The organism is Hyphomicrobium sp., from assembly GCF_019753045.1.
Taxonomy (GTDB): domain Bacteria; phylum Pseudomonadota; class Alphaproteobacteria; order Rhizobiales; family Hyphomicrobiaceae; genus Hyphomicrobium_B.
In genome coordinates this window covers 56,335-72,115 of record NZ_JAIELN010000010.1, presented here as the reverse complement: position 1 = coordinate 72,115, position 15,781 = coordinate 56,335, and the positions used below count along the sequence as shown (strand labels likewise).

Genomic DNA, 15,781 nt, shown 5'->3' with positions numbered 1-15,781 from the left:
CCCCACCCCGTTGCTAAGCGGCGAGCCCGCGCTTCTTCAACAGGCCATCGATCTTCGGCGGCCGTCCGCGAAACGCCACGTAAGCCGCGTGCGGATCGCGCCGGTTCCCAGCCGAGTAGATGAACTCATGAAGCTTCTTCGCCGTGGCCGGATGAAAGACGTTTCCGGTTTCCTCGAACGCGGCAAAGGCGTCGGCGTCCATCACTTCCGACCACAGATAGCTGTAATATCCGGCCGCATAACCCGACATGATGTGCATGAAATGCGGAAGGCGGTGCCGCATCACGATCTCTTTCGGCATATCGATCTGTGAAAGCGTCACCCGCTCGAAGCCTTCGACATCGGCGATGGATGCGGTGTCCGCCGAATAGAGCGCCATGTCGACGAGCGCCGACGACGTATATTCGACCGTCGCAAAGCCTTGATTGAAATTACGCGCCGCTGCGAGCCGTTGCCGCAAGACCTTCGGCATCGGTTTTCCCGTCTTGTAGTGCAGCGCATGCTTTTCGAGAACTTCCGCCGTCGAAAGCCAATGCTCGTAAAGCTGCGACGGCAGCTCGACGAAATCCCGCGACACCGACGTTCCGGAAATCGAGGGATAGGTCACGTTGGAAAGCAATCCGTGCAGCCCATGCCCGAATTCGTGAAACAGCGTGCGCGCGTCGTCGAACGACAGCAGCGCCGGCTCGCCCTCGCCGCCCTTCGCGAAGTTCAGCACGTTGACGATGATCGGGCTCTGGCCTTTCCCGAGCTTGTGCTGCGAGCGGAATGCCGACATCCAGGCGCCGGAGCGCTTCGTCGGACGTGCGAAATAGTCGCCCATGAAAATGCCGACGTGCGCGCCCTTTTTGTCGAGCACCTCCCACACCCTGACTTCCGGGTGATAGCGCTGCAGATCCTTGCGCTCCTGGAACTTCAGACCGAACAAGCGCGACGCCGTGTCGAACGCCGCGCGGATCATCTGATCAAGTTCGAGATAGGGCTGTAATTTCGATTCATCGAAATCGTATTTCGCCTTGCGCACGCGCTCGGAATAATACCGCCAGTCCCACGGCATGATCTCTGAATTATCGCCGCTGCTGATGGCTTCGGCTGTAAGCGCATCGCGCTCCTCGCCCGCGCGAACGACAGCTTTCTCCCATACTGCGCGAAGAAGCTCGTCGACCCTGCCGGGCGTTTTCGCCATGGTGTCTTGCAAGCTGAATTCGGCAAACGAAGGAAAGCCCATCAGCCGCGCATATTCTCCGCGCAGCGCCACCGCTTCCGCAACAATCTGACGATTATCGGTCTCGCCGGCGTGCGCACCTCGGCGCGTCCACGCGTTGAAAGCCTGCTCACGCAAATCGCGCCGGCTTGAATACGTGAGAAATCCTTCGACGCTTGAGCGCGCGAGCGTAATCATCGCCTTGCCCTGAAAGCCCGCGTCAGTAGCAGCGCGTTCGGCACTTTCTTTCAGAGTATCTGGCAAACCCGCGAGGTCGTTCTCTCCGTCGAGAACGAGCCGCCACGACTGCTCATCCTTGAGCACGTTCTGCATGAATTGCGTAACGAGCGTCGCGAGCCGCGCATTGATTTCTTTGACGCGGGATTTGTCCGCCGCCGAAAGCCGCGCGCCCGAACGGACGAATTCGAGATGATGGCGTTCGAGAACGCGCATATCTTCCTCGCCGAGCTTCAACGCGTCACGCCGCTCATAAAGATCGTCGATGCGTTTGAAGAGGCGCTTGTCGAGAAGGATCTGCGTTTCATGGGCCGCAAATCGCGGCGCCATTTCGCGCGCAATTTCCTGAAACTCAGGCGTCGAATCGGAACCCTCGAGATTCCAGAAAACCGACGCGACCCGTGACAGCTGCCAGCCGCTCTTCTCGAAAGCCACGATGGTATTGGCGAAAGTCGGCTTAGCCGGGTTTTTCGCGATCTTCTCTATCTCGGCCTTGTGCTCGCGGAAGGCGGCATCGAGGGCCGGTTTGAAATGGCGCGCTTCGATTTTAGCGAACGGCGGCATCGCAAACGGGCCGTTCCACTTCGCCAAAAGTGGATTGATACTGGGCTTGGAACGCGGCTTCGGAGCCGCCTTGCGCTTTGCTATCATCCTGAGATCAATCTCTATTCTTCCCCGCTATGTAACTTTATATACGCACAAAACCGCCGGACGACTAATGAAACAGTGGCAATGAATGGGAATGAATAAAGCCGGAGGATCGACCTTTTGGGCCGATTCTCCGGAAGTCAGGACGTTCAGGGGAAGAAGTTCGTCTTGGACGGGGGGCCAAAACGCAGGAGGGGAAGCGTTGCCTGTGAACCCAACCTCGAAACTGTGGCCCCGGGGGGCTGGGGGGCTATGAGTCCAGAGCCGGTCCTTTGAAGCTTGATCCAAAGGCAACGGTTATCTTTATTGCGTTTTATTACGGCTGTTTGTGGCCTCCGCGGAGTCGCGAATTTGTCCGCCTGAGGGTCTTTCCGTGCACCAACCATGCAATTCTCGATCATAAGATTATCAACCTTGCTCTCTTGCATTCCTCGAGCGTTGGCGCGATCTTTAAGAGGCTAACGATGGACAAGACCGTTTGAGCGAGACAACCGAACCGATAGCTTTTCGCCCGCGGCCTGCGGGCAAGCTTGGGGCCCCCGATACCGCCTCGGAACCCGGTCGCCGTACCACTTTTGATCGGTACGAGCTGACCGCCATTCTGGATCTTTACGGCCGAAAGGTAGCATCCGGAGCTTGGCGCGATTACGCCATCGACCTCCTCCGCGATAAGGCAGTGTTCTCCGTCTACCGCAAAGCCAGCGAATATCCGCTCTACCGCATCGAGAAAGACTTGCGCCTAGCGCGCAAGCAGGGGGCGTATAGCGTCATCGCCGCTGGCGGACTGATCATGAAGCGCGGTCAGGACCTGAAACGCGTACTGAGCGTCCTGGAAGACCGCCCGGGCATTGTCGGCGCGTGAGTTCCGCTGATCATTGGCACTTCCGGCCGGCTCCCGGTACAGGTGTCGGAAGTGCCAATCAACAAAAGCACCCAATGAAAAAAGGCCCCGGAAACCGGGGCCTTTCTCAATTCAATCGACGTTTCGACCGTTATTCGCGGCTTGCCAAGCCCAACAGGTTCAGGATGTGGATGAACAGCGTCACGAACGAGCCGTAGAGCATGAAGGCGCCGAAGATCGACGAACGCTTCAGCTGGGCTTCGTTACCGTAAGCCGCCTGCTCGATGTACATCGACTTGATCGCCTGCGTTTCGAAAGCCGTAATGACCGAGAAGAGCAACACGACAACAGCCGAGATACCCATGCTCACCATCTTGCTGGTGCCGGCATCGTTGATGAAGAAATAGCTGCCCACCATGACGATGATCAGGCCGATCGACGCCATCGACAGGAAGCCGCTCCAGCCGGTCATGTCCTTCTTCGTCGTGTAGCCGATGAGACTCGTCACGGCGAACATGGCAGCAGCGATGAAGAACGCCTGACCGACAATGCCAGCCAAGCCCATGCCGACGTACAGCGACACCATCGGAGCGATCAAAGCGCCCCAGAGAGCGCAGTAGAGCCAGTAGGCGCCGTGCGCGAGAACGTCACTGCCGCCGAAGAAAAGACGCGGCGCGAAAAAGCCGAGGCCGAGAACGGCCGCAAACACGACCCACTTCATCGGGCCGAGGGCAATGGCCGCCATAACTTGCGGATTAGCCATCAGGAGCATGACGACGACGGCAGTGCCGGCGACGCCGAGCGCCATATAGTTGTAGGTGCCGAGCATGAACGAGCGCAGCCCCTGGTCAATCGCGCCCGATGTCCGTGCGCCGCCGTACGGGCTATTTGGTCGCGTAAAAACTTCAGCCATGGTCTGTATCCTCGTAATTGCCGGCCAGTCGCCGGGTCCCGCGCAATCATATGTTATTTCATTTGATTGCTTTCAAGCCCCGTAAACAAAAGGGGTTAGTCTTTTATTCCGAGCGCAGGTACGGCGCCGGGGGCGCCCGCAGGATAGCCCAAGTGCCGAACCCCCCGAAAAGGGCAATCATCGCCCCCGCCAGCCCAAGGCTGATCCCGATGGAGCTGAGAGAGAAGACGTAGTCCAGTTCCATGACACGCGTGACCGCGACCCAAGCGACGGCGCTTCCGAGCGCAATGGCGACGAGCGCGGCAATGGCGGCAAGAACCGCATATTCCCAGGCGTGAACCTCGAGGATCTGCCGCCGCCGGGCGCCAATCGTTTTCAGGATGACGGCTTCCAGAATGCGGCGGCGCTGGGCAATTACCAAAGCGCCCGCGAGAACGAGCGCGCCTGCGGTCAACGTGACGCTTCCCGCCACCTGCACGGCGACCATCACCTTCGCAAAAATCTTGCTGAACTGGTCGATCGCGTCGCGAACCCGGATCGCGCTGACGCTTGGATAGGCCTTCCCAAGGTCACGCACCATGTCGGACTCGGGTCCTGGCTTGCCGCCAGGCGGCAAACGAACGGTGGCCAGCAGATTGTGCGGCGCCGCCCGTAGCGTATTGGGCGAGAAAACCATGATGAAGTTCAGGGCAATGCTTTCCCATTTGACGTCACGCAGGCTTGCGACTTTGGCGTCGATATTGCGCCCGAGCACGTTGACCGTCACGGTGTCGCCCAAGCCGAGGCCGAGCTTTTTGGCGATCTCGCCCTCGAACGAGACAAGCGGCGGCCCGTCGTACCCCTTATCCCACCAGGCGCCGCTCGAAACCGTCGACCCCTCCGGAACAGTGTCGGCGTAGCTGAGCCCGCGGTCACTATTCAAAACCCATTGCGTGTCTGCCGGGAACGTCAGCTCTTCGACAGGCTTTCCCTTTATCGCGACGATCCGGCCCCGCAGCATCGGCGCTTCGACGAGCTTCGCACCGGGCACATGTTGCGAAACGCGGGTCGTGAGCCCCTCGAAGTCGGCAGGTGGAATGTCGAGAAGGAAGTAATCCGGCGCCTCGGCCGGCAGCCGCTCCTGGAGATCGGCGACGAGAGCAGCATTGGCGAGACCCACCGCGACCAACAATGAAAGCCCCGTGCCGAGCGACAAGAGGACGGACCGCGTCAGTCCATCGGGCGACGCGATGTTGCGCAGGGCAAGAGCAAGTTCAGGCCGCCTCGGTCGCGGCAGCCGGCCGGCGAGACGCGAGAGATAGCCGCCTAGCCATCCGAACACCGCCAGCATGACGACGAGGCCCGCAACGACGTAGAGGGCAATCGAGCGCGGCTCCGATGTCAGGACAGCAACGCCGACGAGAAGAGCGGCCAGCACACCCATGATCGCGATGAGCGCTGGGCGGGGTCTGCCGCCGGGCGAGTTGACGGAATCGCGAAAGAGCACGCTTGCACGCACATTTTCAGCCCGTCCAAGCGGCCAGAGTGCAAACAGCAACGCAATGATCGCACCGTAAAGCGCGGCGATCGCCAAACTCTGCGGCGAGACTTGAACATCGATGCGGACCGGCAGGAGATCCCCGTAGAACGCATCGATGACCTGCGGAACGGCAACGCCCAACGCCAAGCCGATCGCGATACCGATCGCAGTCATCAGCCCGAGCTGAACGAGAAAAATTCCCATGATCTGCGCGCCTGATGCGCCGACGCTTCTGAGCGTCGCGATCACTTTCATCCGCTTGTCGATGAACGTCGAAACCGCATTGGCAATGCCGACGCCGCCGACGAGCAGCGACGCAAGTCCGATGAGGATGAGGAACTGCCGCAGCCGCTCGAGCACTCTGGTGATCTGTGGCGAAGGATCGAAACGGTCGCCGCTCGTGAACCCGCCATTCGGAAGCTTTTGCGCGATGTCTTTCCGCAACTCGCTGAGCGCCTGCCGGTCGCTTACGGCGTTCGCTGGAAGCTTGATCGCATAACGCCAGCGTATCAGCGTACCCGGCTTGACGAGGCCGGTCTTTTCGAGCGTTTCAAGCGAGACGAAAATCCGTGGCCCGTAGGTCATCCGGTCCGCCACGGCATCGGGCTCGTTATCGAGAATGCCACCGACCACGACCTCGGCTTCGCCGAGACGCATCTTGTCGCCGACCTTGAGCCCCAGGCGATCGAGAAGCATTGCGTCGGCAACGACGCCATCGCCTGTGATCGCATGCGCGAACGAACCGGGGCTCTTGAGCGTGACCTCGCCCGCGAGCGGATAGAGACCGTCGACACCCTTGAGTTCCGCCAGCGCCTGATCCGATCCGTCGAGACGGCGCGCCATCGTCCGCATGGTGGCGGTTTCGCTGACCTGTCCGAGACTTTTGAATACGTCCCGCTCGGCAGGAGCCGACCGCGTGTGTGCGCGCGCAAACATCACGTCGCCGCCGAGAATAACCTCGCCTTGTGTCGCGAGCCCCGCGCGCAACGCATCCGCAAGCGCACCGACCGCGGCGATCACCATCACGCCCAGCGCGAGGCACGCGATGAAGATCCGGAAGCCGTCAAACCCATTGCGAAGCTCGCGCAAACCGAGACGCAGGATGGTGCGCAATCCGGCGCGCTGCTGCGGTAGGGCGCTTTCCAACGCCGACACCGTCACGACGACACCGCATGCATCGCGGAACCGGGACCCGCATCGGAGACGTCCGTACGCTCATCCGATACGATCGCGCCGTCCGCCATGCGGATGATGCGATCAGCCATCGCGGCGAGTTTGTTGTCGTGAGTGACCATCACGAGTGTCGCGTTTCGGCGCTCGCGAAGACCGAAAAGCAAATCGATGATCTGCCGCCCGGTCCGACCGTCGAGATTGCCCGTCGGCTCATCGGCGAAAATGATCTCGGGCGAACGGCTGAGCGCCCGTGCGATGGCGACGCGCTGTTGCTCGCCGCCCGAGAGTTCCGCTGGAAAATGCTCGACGCGCGCCCCGAGCCCAACCTCGTCCAAAAGTCCGCGAGCCGTCTCAAAAGCCTTGCTGTCGCCTGCGAGTTCCATCGGCAAAGCGACGTTCTCGAGCGCCGTCATCGTCGGGACAAGGTGAAATGATTGAAACACGATGCCCATATGCGCACCGCGCAGCATGGCAAGCTCATCCTCGGACAAAGGCCCGATGCTCCGCCCTGATACGTTGATCTCACCACTTGTCGCCCGCTCGAGCCCCGCCATCGTCATGAGCAGCGACGTCTTGCCGGAGCCAGATGGCCCGACGATCGCCGCGGACTGCCCGTGAGGAATCGCAAGCGACACACCGCGCAGAATATGGACTGGGCCTGCGCGGCTCGTCAGAGAGAGATGCACATTGTCGAGTTTGATGATGGGTTCGCTCAAGCTAAGATGCCCTGTATTGTCATGGCCGTTGTCGAGGCGGCCTTGCACGGTGCGTATCGAGCCTCTACGTCAGCTCATGAATTGCGTAATGTGTGGGGCCGAAAAATGAACGATGGATTTTCCCTTGGTCCCCGCATGTATCTGCAGGCCCGGCCAAGGCCATGGATTGCGAAAGCGGCACTCTGCCTCATGACGATCTTTGCCTGCACGGCCGCTCCCATCATGATGTCCCCGGCGGCCGCTCAAGGGCGACCGGCGACGATTGTTGCCTTCGGGGATAGTCTTACCGCTGGCTATGGCGTCAAAACCAGTGATTCGTTCCCCGCGCAGCTTCAGATGGCGCTTGAAGCGAAGGGGCACAAGGTCACCGTCGTCAATGCCGGCGTTTCTGGCGACACGACGTCCGACGGCGTGGCGCGGCTCGACTGGGCGCTCGACCCCAAACCCGATGCTGTGATCCTTGAGCTTGGCGCCAACGATGCACTCAGAGGCATCGACCCGAAAGTGCCGCGCGCCAATCTCGACAAGATGCTCACCGCGTTGAAGGACAAGGGTGTCCCCGTGCTCCTCGCCGGCATGAAGGCGCCGAACAATTGGGGCGACGAGTACGCAAAGTCGTTCGACGCGATCTATCCGGACCTCTCTTCGAAATACGGTGTTCCGCTCTACCCGTTTTTCCTCGATGGCGTAGCCTTGGATCGATCGTTCACGCAGCCTGATGGCTTGCACCCGACTGCAGCCGGGGTCTCCGAGATCGTCAAGCGCATCATGCCCGACGTCGAAGCGCTCGTCGCAAGCGTCGAGCAAAAGGAAGCGCAGAAAAAATAACGGCGCCTTCGCCCCTGTTGCGAGCAAGGACATTCCGATGCCCCGCTTGTTCACCGCCATCGAGTTGCCGGATGATATCCGCGAAGAGCTGCATAGTTTGCGTGTGCCGCTGCCCGGCGCGCGTTGGCTATTACCCGAGAGCTATCACATCACGCTGAGATTCGGCGGCGATATCGACAACGAGCAAGCACGCGAGTTCACCGCAAACCTCGCCATGATCGAACCCGACGGATTCGAAATCCGCCTCTCGGGTCTCGGCGCATTCGGAGGCGATGATCCTCGATCAATCTTCGCCGCGGTTGAAACCCGCCCCGAACTTGAGGAATTGGCGCGGGCGCACGAGAAGGCCGCCCGCAACGCGGGCTTGCCGCCTGATACGCGCGCGTTCAAACCCCATGTCACGCTCGCAAGATTGAAGCACTCGAACGCCGATGCCGTCGCCCGCTTTCTATCGCGCCACGGCGGCTATCGTTCCGAACCCTTCTTCGTCGGCCGAACCGTGTTGATGTCGTCGCGGCCCGGCGTCGGTGGGGGTCCCTATGGGATAGAGGATCGCTTTCCCATGCGCGGCTTAGGCTTTCTCGCCGACGACAGCGAAGCAAGCTGGTAGCGCGCGTCGCCTGTCACTGCATCGTCAATACGACCTTGCCGGTCGCCTCGCGCCGCTCCAGAATCTCGAGCGCTTCGCGGATCTGCTCGAGCGGGTAAATACCGTGGATGCGCGGCTGCAGGCGACCGTCGCGCACCCAGCTCAAGATCTGCTCCATGTTGCGGCGGTGTCCGGCGGGATCGCGCTTCACGGACTCGCCCCAAAAAACGCCGGACATCTCCGCGCCCCTGAGCAACAGCAGATTGAGTGGAATCTTCGGAATGTCCCCTGCCGCAAAGCCGACGACCAGAAACCGGCCTTGCCAGTTGAGCGCCCGGACCAGCGGTTCCGAAGCATCTCCGCCGATGCAGTCATAGACGACGTCGGCGCCGTCGCCGTTCGTCAGCGCACGAACTTTCGTCTTGAGATCAGATTCCGGAAACAGGATCACGTCATCCGCGCCTGCGGCTTTAGCAATCGCACCCTTCTCTTCCGACGAGACGACGGCAATCACGCGAGCACCCATGAGCTTGGCGATCTCGACGGCAGCCTGGCCGGCGCCTCCGGCAGCGCCCGTCACGATGACCGTCTCTCCAGGCTGCAAGCGGCCGCGATCGGCAAGCCCGTGCATTGCCGTGCCATAGGTCACCGAAAGCCCCGCAGCGACCGTCATCGCCACGCCGTCGGGAATAGGGATGAGCTTATCGGCGTCGACGGCGATCTTCTCGGACGCCCCGCCCCAATTGACGTACGCCATGACCGCTTGGCCAACCGAAACGCCGACGTCGTTCGCGCCGATGCTCTCGACGGTGCCCGCAATCTCCGCCCCCGGCGAAAACGGCAACTCCGGCTTGAACTGGTATTTGCCGCGCGTGATCAGCGTATCGGCAAAGTTGAGACCTGCGGCCGCCACCCGAACGATGGCCTGTCCCGGGCCGGCAACCGGTTCCGGCAGTGTTTCGACGGCGAGGCTTTTTGCCCCGTCAAGGCTCTTGCAAAGAGCTGCCTTCATGTGTGACGTCCCACTCGCTGCATATCCCTCTGACACACACGAGCAGAACACAATGTCAAGAAAAGCGACCACATGGCCGCCGCACCCGAAGGGCTATTTCGCAATCGGAGCCGAGCGGATGTCGAAGTCGCTGAACCTCGGCAATCTGATGCGCTCGGCGCACGCCTTCGGCGCGAGCTTCACTTTCACGGTCGGCGCGACCTATAAGGCCCAGGAAGCCCACGCGGACACGTCGAAAAGCCAACTGCACCTGCCTCACTACAATTGGGCGACCCTCGACGAAATGGCGCTCCCAGGCGGCTGCAAGCTCGTCGGCATCGAGCTCCTCGACGATGCAATCGACCTGCCGAGTTTCCGCCATCCCCTCAGAGCGGCATATGTGCTCGGACCGGAGCTAGGTTCTCTCTCCGAGCCGCTGATCGAGCGCTGCGACTATGTCGTCAAGATCCCGACGTCCTTTTGCGTCAATGTCGCGATGGCCGGCGCGATTGTGATGTACGATCGCATAAGGAGCTTGGCGCGGTTCGCCGATCGCCCGATCGGTGAGGGGGGACCTTGATGGAGAAGCAGAATGTGCGGAACATTTTGTTTATTCTTTTTCTTGGTCTCGTCGCGTTGAGCCCAGCGCCGGAACCGGCACTTGGCGCACAGCAGATGACCCGCGTTACGACCTTCGGCGACTGGGACGTGATGGCCGACGCCAATGACCCGCACCTCTTCTGCTTCGTAACGAGCGAACCGAAAACGAGTGATCCGCACGACACGCCCCGCGAAGCGCCCCGGGCCTATATTTCAGCCTGGCCCAAGGATGGCATTCGCGCCGAAGTCAGCTTCCTCATGGGATTCCGGATCAAGAAGAGCGCGCAGGGCACGGCGACCGTCAGCCCTGCAGGCTTCAGGCTTTTCGGCGCGAGCGATCGTGCCTACGTCACCGATTCCACTCAGGAACTGAAGCTCGTCGAGGCCATGCGGAAGGGCAACACGATGACGGTCGCGATCTCTTCCGATCGCGGCGCGAGCGTGACCGACACCTACTCCCTGAACGGCATCGGACAGGCGCTACAGAAGCTTCAGGAAACCTGCTTCTAAATTACACCCGGTTCTTCGAACGCAGATGAACGTACATCGCGCCTTCGCCGCCGTGCTGGATGGCGGCAACCGTAAAACTGACGACGATTGCCCTTAACTCTGGCTCATCGAGCCAGCGCGGAACGTTGCGTTTGAGAACGCCACGCTCTCGCTCCCCGTATCCCTCTTCCGAAAGAGCTTTGCCGTTCGTCTTGCCCTTGCCGGTGATCACGAGAACGAACCGCAAGCCGCGCCGTTGGCAGCTGAAGAGAAAGCTTCGGAGCGCCATGTGGGCTTCGTCCTGGCGCATGCCGTGAAGGTCGACGCGCGCTTCGATCTCTGTCCGGCCACCACGCAATTTTCGCACGCTGTTGCGATCGAAGAGCGCAAGATCGGGAGCTTTCGCCGGAGACGGCTTCGGACGCGCAATTTCGGGATGAGCGTGCGCCGAGCGCGGCTTGACCGGCGGCCTCTCGGGCTCGGCGGAAATCTTCGGCCTCGATACGCCGGCCGCTTTAACGGCATCGCTCGCCGGATGAAAGCGAGCCTTGGCGCGCTTCAAAGGCTCGATCGTTGCAGCGGTGTGGCGCCAGATTTCGTGATCATCGTTGTCGTCGGCCGAACCCCGCCCTTTGCCACCGCCACCGCCACTTTGCTTTTTCACGGGCCATCGCTCGCAGTCTTATGTGCGTGCGATCGGTCGAGGGGAAGCAGCGCGTAGAGGTGGCCCGGTTGCTTCGTTACGCCTGCAAGCCTGCCCGCCGCATCGCCCGAACCGAAGAAAATATCGCCGCGCTCCGATCCCTTGATTGCCGAGCCGACGTCATGGGCGATCATCAGCCTGTGAAATTCGCGCGATGGCGTTGCATGCGTGATTTGCGGAGCGTCGACATAGATCGGAATCCCGATCGGGTAGTACGTCGTATCGACAGCGAGACTTCGCAAAGGCTGCAGTGGAATGCAGTGGACGCCCATCGGCGCCTTCGCTTCCTCGCCCGACAGCTCTTTGAAGAAAACGTAGGAATGATTTTTCCGCATCACGGGTTTCGCCCGGTCTTTATCGGCCTTCAGCCATTTCTTCAAAGACTTCAACGACATCTCGTCCGCCGTCAGATGACCTTCATCAATCAGCAACCGTCCGATCGAGTTATAGGGATAACCGTTCTTGCCGTCATAGGTAATCCGAACTTTGTCGCCGTTCGGCAATTCGATACGGCCGGACCCCTGGACCTGCATGAAGAAAACGTCGACCGCATCCTTGAGGTAAAAGAGCTCGAGACCCAAACCGGCGAGTCCGCCCTCCTCGATCTCGGTGCGCGTCAGATACGGCTCCAGGCCGCGGTCAGTCTTGCGCTGATGCGTGAGCGCCCCCGACTTGGCGCCGCGCTCGCTTTCCGGAACCATATTCACGAGGTCGTGCGGCCGTCGGTAGACCGGCACCTTGAAAGTCTTGTCCGGCGTCCGCGAACCTTTGATGTCCGGCTCGAAGTACCCGGTGAGCAATCCGTCGTGATCGTTCCCCACGACCCGATTGGGCTGGAAATGAGCCTCGAAGAATTGCCGCGCGCCCTGCCGCGTTTGCGGGGTCTTCGACTTCGACAACGCAACCGCCCGCGAGCAAACGTCGAGAAGCTCTTGCGGCAAACCTGCGCTTCCGGGCGTCGGCTCGCGCGGGCCCGCTTTCAGCAACGGTCCGCATGACGCCAGGAACGCCTTCCAGGCGGCGAGATGATCGTCCTCTTTCCAGGCGGGAAGATCGTCGAACGAAATGGGCTCGAAGGAGATTGGGTTCGAAGCCATTCGAGGCTGAGCTTTGTTCTGAGGCTTATCGGGCGATGATTTTTCGGACGATGATTTTGCGAACGCGGGAACGTGCGCAACGTGCATCGCTACGAGAGAGAATAACAGCGCGACGAGACGAACGGGGTTGAAAAATTGCGGGCTGAACGCCCATGAGGTGCCAGACGAACGCATGACGCTTTTCCGTGTGAAGCGGCATACCCCGCCCACACGGTCACATCGCGCCAGTTAACGTTTTCTTAATTTGGGGCCCAATCTTAATTTGGAGCCTGAGTTGCAACCAACCGCCAATTCAGGTTGCTCCGAGCCTTGGCGTTCGAGACATCGCGGCTGAACGTCCAGACATCGGTCACGTCCGTGATCTTCTGGGCGTCGCCCGCGATGACCTCACCGGCCTTGTCGTGCGTTGCCGAGATTAGCTCGCTGACGAAGCGCACCGTCACGGAGGCCACGCCATTCTTGAGTTCCGCCTCGACGACATCGGCCTTCCGGATGCCGACGAACTGCTGCTCGACGGTCTCGCCGCGAGCTTCCCGCTCTGCGATGGCGGCAGTGAAACCGTCGTAGACTTCTTTGCTCAAAAGGTCCTTCAGCGCCTTGCGGTTTCCTTCCGCGAACGCAGACACGATCATCTCATATGCCCGGCCAGCACCGGCCAAAAAGGCGTCGGGATCGAACGTCGGATCAACCTTCGCAATATCGAGGAATCCGGTGGTTACAGCCGGATCCGAAACAGGATACGCCCTGATGCGCGCTTCCGCATTTGTTGCGGCGCCTTCAGCCGCAGATACGGGAGCCAATGGCTCGCGGTCACGCCGCGGCATCGTGATGACGTCTGCCGAAGCCCCTTCCGTCGCAGGGCGCTGGCCCGCTTCCCGCTCACGCGTTTTCAGCCGCTCGACGCGCTTCTCGTCATCGTCCGTACGGTGGCCAAGCACGTTCCGAAGCTTGATGATCGCTGCAACCGCGATGATGAGAGCAATGATTGTAATAAGATCGAATTGACCGTTCATACTAAAGGTCAGCGCCTCCGGGTGACGTGGTGCCAAAAAGGCTTCTGTTGGATGGCCCGCCACCCTAGTACCCCTATCTAAGGGCCCGGACGGACGATTTGAAGATAGAACTTCTATAACACCTTAAGCATTCGGCGTCTGCCGCCTGTCGCCGCTGGCCTTCCCGACCGGAATGCGGAGATCAAAGACTTGCCCGATAATGTGAATATCGTTGAACATGGGGCCTGCTTCCTGATGGTCGATGGCCGCTGACGCCCATCCGCGCTAAGGTGCCGCAATAGTTTTGCGAGCGCTTATGTCTCAACCGTTCAAAATTGCCCTGATCCTGGCGTTCGCAGCCCTGCCGCTGCTGGAAATCGGGTTGCTGATCCGCCTTGGGCAGACAATCGGCATCTGGTGGCTTGCTGTAATCGTCCTCGGCACCGCCATCCTCGGAACGTACGTCATTCGCCGGGTCGGCCTCTCCGTATTCGAGCGGGCGTTATCGCGACTGGGCACGGAACGGGAAGGCTTCCCGCCGCTCTTCGATGGATTCTTGCAGGTCCTCGCCGGCCTGCTCCTAATCTTTCCCGGCGTGATCTCGGATCTGCTCGGCCTGTGCCTGCTCATCCCTCAAGTCCGCCACCTCGTCATCCGGACCGGACTTTTGAAGCTTGTCACGCTGTTCCACTATCAGGCCGAAGTCAGCCGTGAAACCTTCCGCGCCGGCACCGGAGAAAATCCGGCCGGAGATGAGGGTGTCGTCATCGAGGGCGAATACGAGCGCGTGAGCGAACGCCCGCTGCATCAGGGCAAAGCCGTTCAGCCCCGGCGTTCGCGAAACTGAGACGTTCGCGAAGACGTGTGAGGCGACGGATGCGCTCTCCGTTGCACGACCCGGCGCGGCGTGCTAGCGACCGCGCTCCGAATTTCTCGATCCATAGATAGATTGAAGAGGGGACGATGGCCGAACAGGGAAACAATGGCAACGGCGCTGCCAGCACGCAAAAGCCCGAAGGCCAAGTGGCCATCCAGGCCAAGATCGTCAACCAATACATCAAGGATCTGTCGTTCGAAAATCCGAACGTCGCCAAACTGATTGTGTCTGCGGGCGACCAGCCGACCCTCAAGGTTGAGGTCAACGTCGGCGCTCAGAAAATGGAAGATGACCTCTTCGAAACGTCGATCGAGTTCAAAGCCACCGCCACGAACAACATCGGTACGATCTATGTGATTGAGACGGTCTACGCGGGCCTGTTGAAGATCGAAAGCATGCCGGAGGGCGCGCTGGAGCCGTTTCTTCTGATCTCCGCCCCCGCGATGATCTTCCCATTCCTCCGCCGTCTGGTCGCCGACGTAACGCGCGAAGGCGGATTCCCGCCGCTGCTTCTCGATCCGATCGATTTCGGTGACCTTTATAGACGCCGCCAGCAGCAGCGAAGCCAGGGAACCGGCCGGGCCAACGCCTAAACCCGAATGCGATCTGAGCCTGAGATCAATCTCGGGCTTTCTGACTACGAGGCTGGCGTTTCATCCCAGAAGCGCAGCCAGAGCGCCGTCGTTTTCATCTTCTCGACGAACGAACGGTGAGCGGCGGCCTCCGCCTCTCCAATCCGCGACGGTAGCGGCTGCGATCGGACGGCGGCGGCCGTGCGCCGTGCGCCGCCGCGCTGGCTGCCTGACGCGTTAGCGCTCGACGACTGCAAACCGAACGTCGCTTGCCGCTCGCCAAGCAGCTCGACGTAGACCTCAGCCAAAAGCAAACTGTCGACGAGCGCGCCGTGCTTCGTGCGCTGGGAATTGTCGATCGAATACCTTTTGCAAAGCGCGTCGAGCGTATTCGGACCTGCAGGATGCCGTCGCCGCGCAATCGCGAGCGTATCGACCACGCGATCGAAGCTCAGAGCCTTCTCGCCGACGAGACCCAGCTCGTAATTCAAGAACATGATGTCGAACTGGGCGTTGTGAATGACGAGAACATCGTCGCCAACGAACGTCAGGAACTCGCGCACGACATCCCGGAACAATGGCTTGTCGTATAGGAACTCCGTCGCGATCCCATGGATCTCTTGCGCTTCCCGCGGCACATCGCGTTGCGGATTGATGAAGCGATGGAACTCTCGGCCCGTCGGAATGCGATTGATCATTTCGATGCCGCCGACTTCGATGAGACGATGACCCTTCTTCGGATCGAGGCCGGTCGTTTCGGTATCGAGTACGATTTCGCGCATTCAGTCCGTT

Annotated in this window: 16 protein-coding genes; 7 read left to right on the top strand and 9 right to left on the bottom strand. The window is 60.6% G+C overall.

Annotated elements, in window-relative coordinates; genetic code table 11:
- Positions 1-13 precede the first annotated feature (13 nt).
- Positions 14-2,092: a M3 family metallopeptidase gene (locus K2Q04_RS12565; protein WP_291164140.1), complete on the bottom strand. Its 2,079-nt coding sequence runs from the start codon at positions 2,090-2,092 to the stop codon at positions 14-16.
- 475 nt (positions 2,093-2,567) lie between these two features.
- Here K2Q04_RS12565 and K2Q04_RS12560 point away from each other — a divergent pair, with 475 nt between their 5' ends.
- A complete protein-coding gene (locus tag K2Q04_RS12560) occupies positions 2,568-2,951 on the top strand; it encodes a DUF2794 domain-containing protein (protein WP_291164138.1) in 384 nt (127 codons plus the stop codon).
- A gap of 130 nt (positions 2,952-3,081) precedes the next feature.
- On the opposite strand, the gene K2Q04_RS12555 is transcribed toward K2Q04_RS12560, so the two are convergent.
- The 3 genes from K2Q04_RS12555 to K2Q04_RS12545 form a co-directional block, all read right to left on the bottom strand.
- Positions 3,082-3,843: a Bax inhibitor-1/YccA family protein gene (locus K2Q04_RS12555; protein WP_291164135.1), complete on the bottom strand. Its 762-nt coding sequence runs from the start codon at positions 3,841-3,843 to the stop codon at positions 3,082-3,084.
- 103 nt (positions 3,844-3,946) lie between these two features.
- Positions 3,947-6,523, bottom strand: coding sequence for an FtsX-like permease family protein (locus tag K2Q04_RS12550; RefSeq protein WP_291164133.1), 2,577 nt, complete (start codon positions 6,521-6,523; stop codon positions 3,947-3,949).
- Positions 6,520-7,251 carry an ABC transporter ATP-binding protein gene (locus tag K2Q04_RS12545; protein WP_291164130.1) on the bottom strand — a complete coding sequence of 244 codons (732 nt, stop codon included), beginning with the start codon at positions 7,249-7,251 and terminating at the stop codon, positions 6,520-6,522. The genes K2Q04_RS12550 and K2Q04_RS12545 overlap by 4 nt, the downstream gene beginning before the upstream one ends.
- Positions 7,252-7,473: 222 nt before the next feature.
- Here K2Q04_RS12545 and K2Q04_RS12540 point away from each other — a divergent pair, with 222 nt between their 5' ends.
- Positions 7,474-8,079: an arylesterase gene (locus tag K2Q04_RS12540; RefSeq protein WP_291164521.1), complete on the top strand. Its 606-nt coding sequence runs from the start codon at positions 7,474-7,476 to the stop codon at positions 8,077-8,079.
- A 37-nt stretch (positions 8,080-8,116) separates the two neighbouring features.
- A complete protein-coding gene (gene thpR / locus K2Q04_RS12535) occupies positions 8,117-8,689 on the top strand; it encodes an RNA 2',3'-cyclic phosphodiesterase (RefSeq protein ID WP_291164128.1) in 573 nt (190 codons plus the stop codon).
- 13 nt (positions 8,690-8,702) lie between these two features.
- Here thpR and K2Q04_RS12530 read toward each other — a convergent pair whose 3' ends face one another.
- Positions 8,703-9,680 (bottom strand): NADPH:quinone oxidoreductase family protein, encoded by a 978-nt coding sequence (locus K2Q04_RS12530; RefSeq protein ID WP_291164125.1) that lies wholly within the window; start codon positions 9,678-9,680, stop codon positions 8,703-8,705.
- Between the two features lie 52 nt (positions 9,681-9,732).
- On the opposite strand from K2Q04_RS12530, the gene K2Q04_RS12525 reads away from it, so the two are divergent.
- Positions 9,733-10,239: an RNA methyltransferase gene (locus K2Q04_RS12525; RefSeq protein WP_291164122.1), complete on the top strand. Its 507-nt coding sequence runs from the start codon at positions 9,733-9,735 to the stop codon at positions 10,237-10,239.
- Positions 10,239-10,769: an invasion associated locus B family protein gene (locus tag K2Q04_RS12520; protein ID WP_291164120.1), complete on the top strand. Its 531-nt coding sequence runs from the start codon at positions 10,239-10,241 to the stop codon at positions 10,767-10,769. Before K2Q04_RS12525 ends, K2Q04_RS12520 begins: the two co-directional genes overlap by 1 nt.
- Position 10,770: 1 nt before the next feature.
- Here the strand turns inward: K2Q04_RS12520 and K2Q04_RS12515 are convergent, their stop codons facing one another.
- The 3 genes from K2Q04_RS12515 to K2Q04_RS12505 all read right to left on the bottom strand — a co-directional run bounded on the left by K2Q04_RS12515 (position 10,771) and on the right by K2Q04_RS12505 (position 13,561).
- Positions 10,771-11,412: a Smr/MutS family protein gene (locus tag K2Q04_RS12515; protein WP_291164117.1), complete on the bottom strand. Its 642-nt coding sequence runs from the start codon at positions 11,410-11,412 to the stop codon at positions 10,771-10,773.
- Positions 11,409-12,722, bottom strand: coding sequence for an MltA domain-containing protein (locus K2Q04_RS12510; protein ID WP_291164115.1), 1,314 nt, complete (start codon positions 12,720-12,722; stop codon positions 11,409-11,411). The genes K2Q04_RS12515 and K2Q04_RS12510 overlap by 4 nt, the downstream gene beginning before the upstream one ends.
- An 83-nt stretch (positions 12,723-12,805) precedes the next feature.
- Positions 12,806-13,561, bottom strand: a complete 756-nt coding sequence (locus tag K2Q04_RS12505) for a Tim44/TimA family putative adaptor protein (RefSeq protein WP_291164113.1) — start codon at positions 13,559-13,561, stop codon at positions 12,806-12,808.
- Positions 13,562-13,856: 295 nt separating this feature from the next.
- Between K2Q04_RS12505 and K2Q04_RS12500 the strand changes: the two genes are divergently transcribed.
- Positions 13,857-14,387 (top strand): FxsA family protein, encoded by a 531-nt coding sequence (locus K2Q04_RS12500; protein ID WP_291164110.1) that lies wholly within the window; start codon positions 13,857-13,859, stop codon positions 14,385-14,387.
- 116 nt (positions 14,388-14,503) lie between these two features.
- Positions 14,504-15,010, top strand: coding sequence for a protein-export chaperone SecB (gene secB / locus K2Q04_RS12495; RefSeq protein ID WP_291164107.1), 507 nt, complete (start codon positions 14,504-14,506; stop codon positions 15,008-15,010).
- A 44-nt stretch (positions 15,011-15,054) separates the two neighbouring features.
- Here secB and dnaQ read toward each other — a convergent pair whose 3' ends face one another.
- Complete coding sequence (dnaQ, locus tag K2Q04_RS12490) at positions 15,055-15,771, bottom strand: DNA polymerase III subunit epsilon (protein ID WP_291164104.1); 717 nt, start codon at positions 15,769-15,771, stop codon at positions 15,055-15,057.
- Between the last annotated feature and the right edge of the window lie 10 nt (positions 15,772-15,781).

Coding starts and splice junctions, on each gene's coding strand:
- K2Q04_RS12565 (WP_291164140.1), bottom strand. CDS start 2,092: ATGATAGCAAAGCGCAAGGCGGCTCCGAAGCCGCGTTCCAAGCCCAGT.
- K2Q04_RS12555 (WP_291164135.1), bottom strand. CDS start 3,843: ATGGCTGAAGTTTTTACGCGACCAAATAGCCCGTACGGCGGCGCACGG.
- K2Q04_RS12540 (WP_291164521.1), top strand. CDS start 7,474: ATGATGTCCCCGGCGGCCGCTCAAGGGCGACCGGCGACGATTGTTGCC.
- thpR (WP_291164128.1), top strand. CDS start 8,117: ATGCCCCGCTTGTTCACCGCCATCGAGTTGCCGGATGATATCCGCGAA.
- K2Q04_RS12530 (WP_291164125.1), bottom strand. CDS start 9,680: ATGAAGGCAGCTCTTTGCAAGAGCCTTGACGGGGCAAAAAGCCTCGCC.
- K2Q04_RS12525 (WP_291164122.1), top strand. CDS start 9,733: ATGTCAAGAAAAGCGACCACATGGCCGCCGCACCCGAAGGGCTATTTC.
- K2Q04_RS12520 (WP_291164120.1), top strand. CDS start 10,239: ATGGAGAAGCAGAATGTGCGGAACATTTTGTTTATTCTTTTTCTTGGT.
- K2Q04_RS12510 (WP_291164115.1), bottom strand. CDS start 12,722: ATGCGTTCGTCTGGCACCTCATGGGCGTTCAGCCCGCAATTTTTCAAC.
- K2Q04_RS12505 (WP_291164113.1), bottom strand. CDS start 13,561: ATGAACGGTCAATTCGATCTTATTACAATCATTGCTCTCATCATCGCG.
- K2Q04_RS12500 (WP_291164110.1), top strand. CDS start 13,857: ATGTCTCAACCGTTCAAAATTGCCCTGATCCTGGCGTTCGCAGCCCTG.
- secB (WP_291164107.1), top strand. CDS start 14,504: ATGGCCGAACAGGGAAACAATGGCAACGGCGCTGCCAGCACGCAAAAG.
- dnaQ (WP_291164104.1), bottom strand. CDS start 15,771: ATGCGCGAAATCGTACTCGATACCGAAACGACCGGCCTCGATCCGAAG.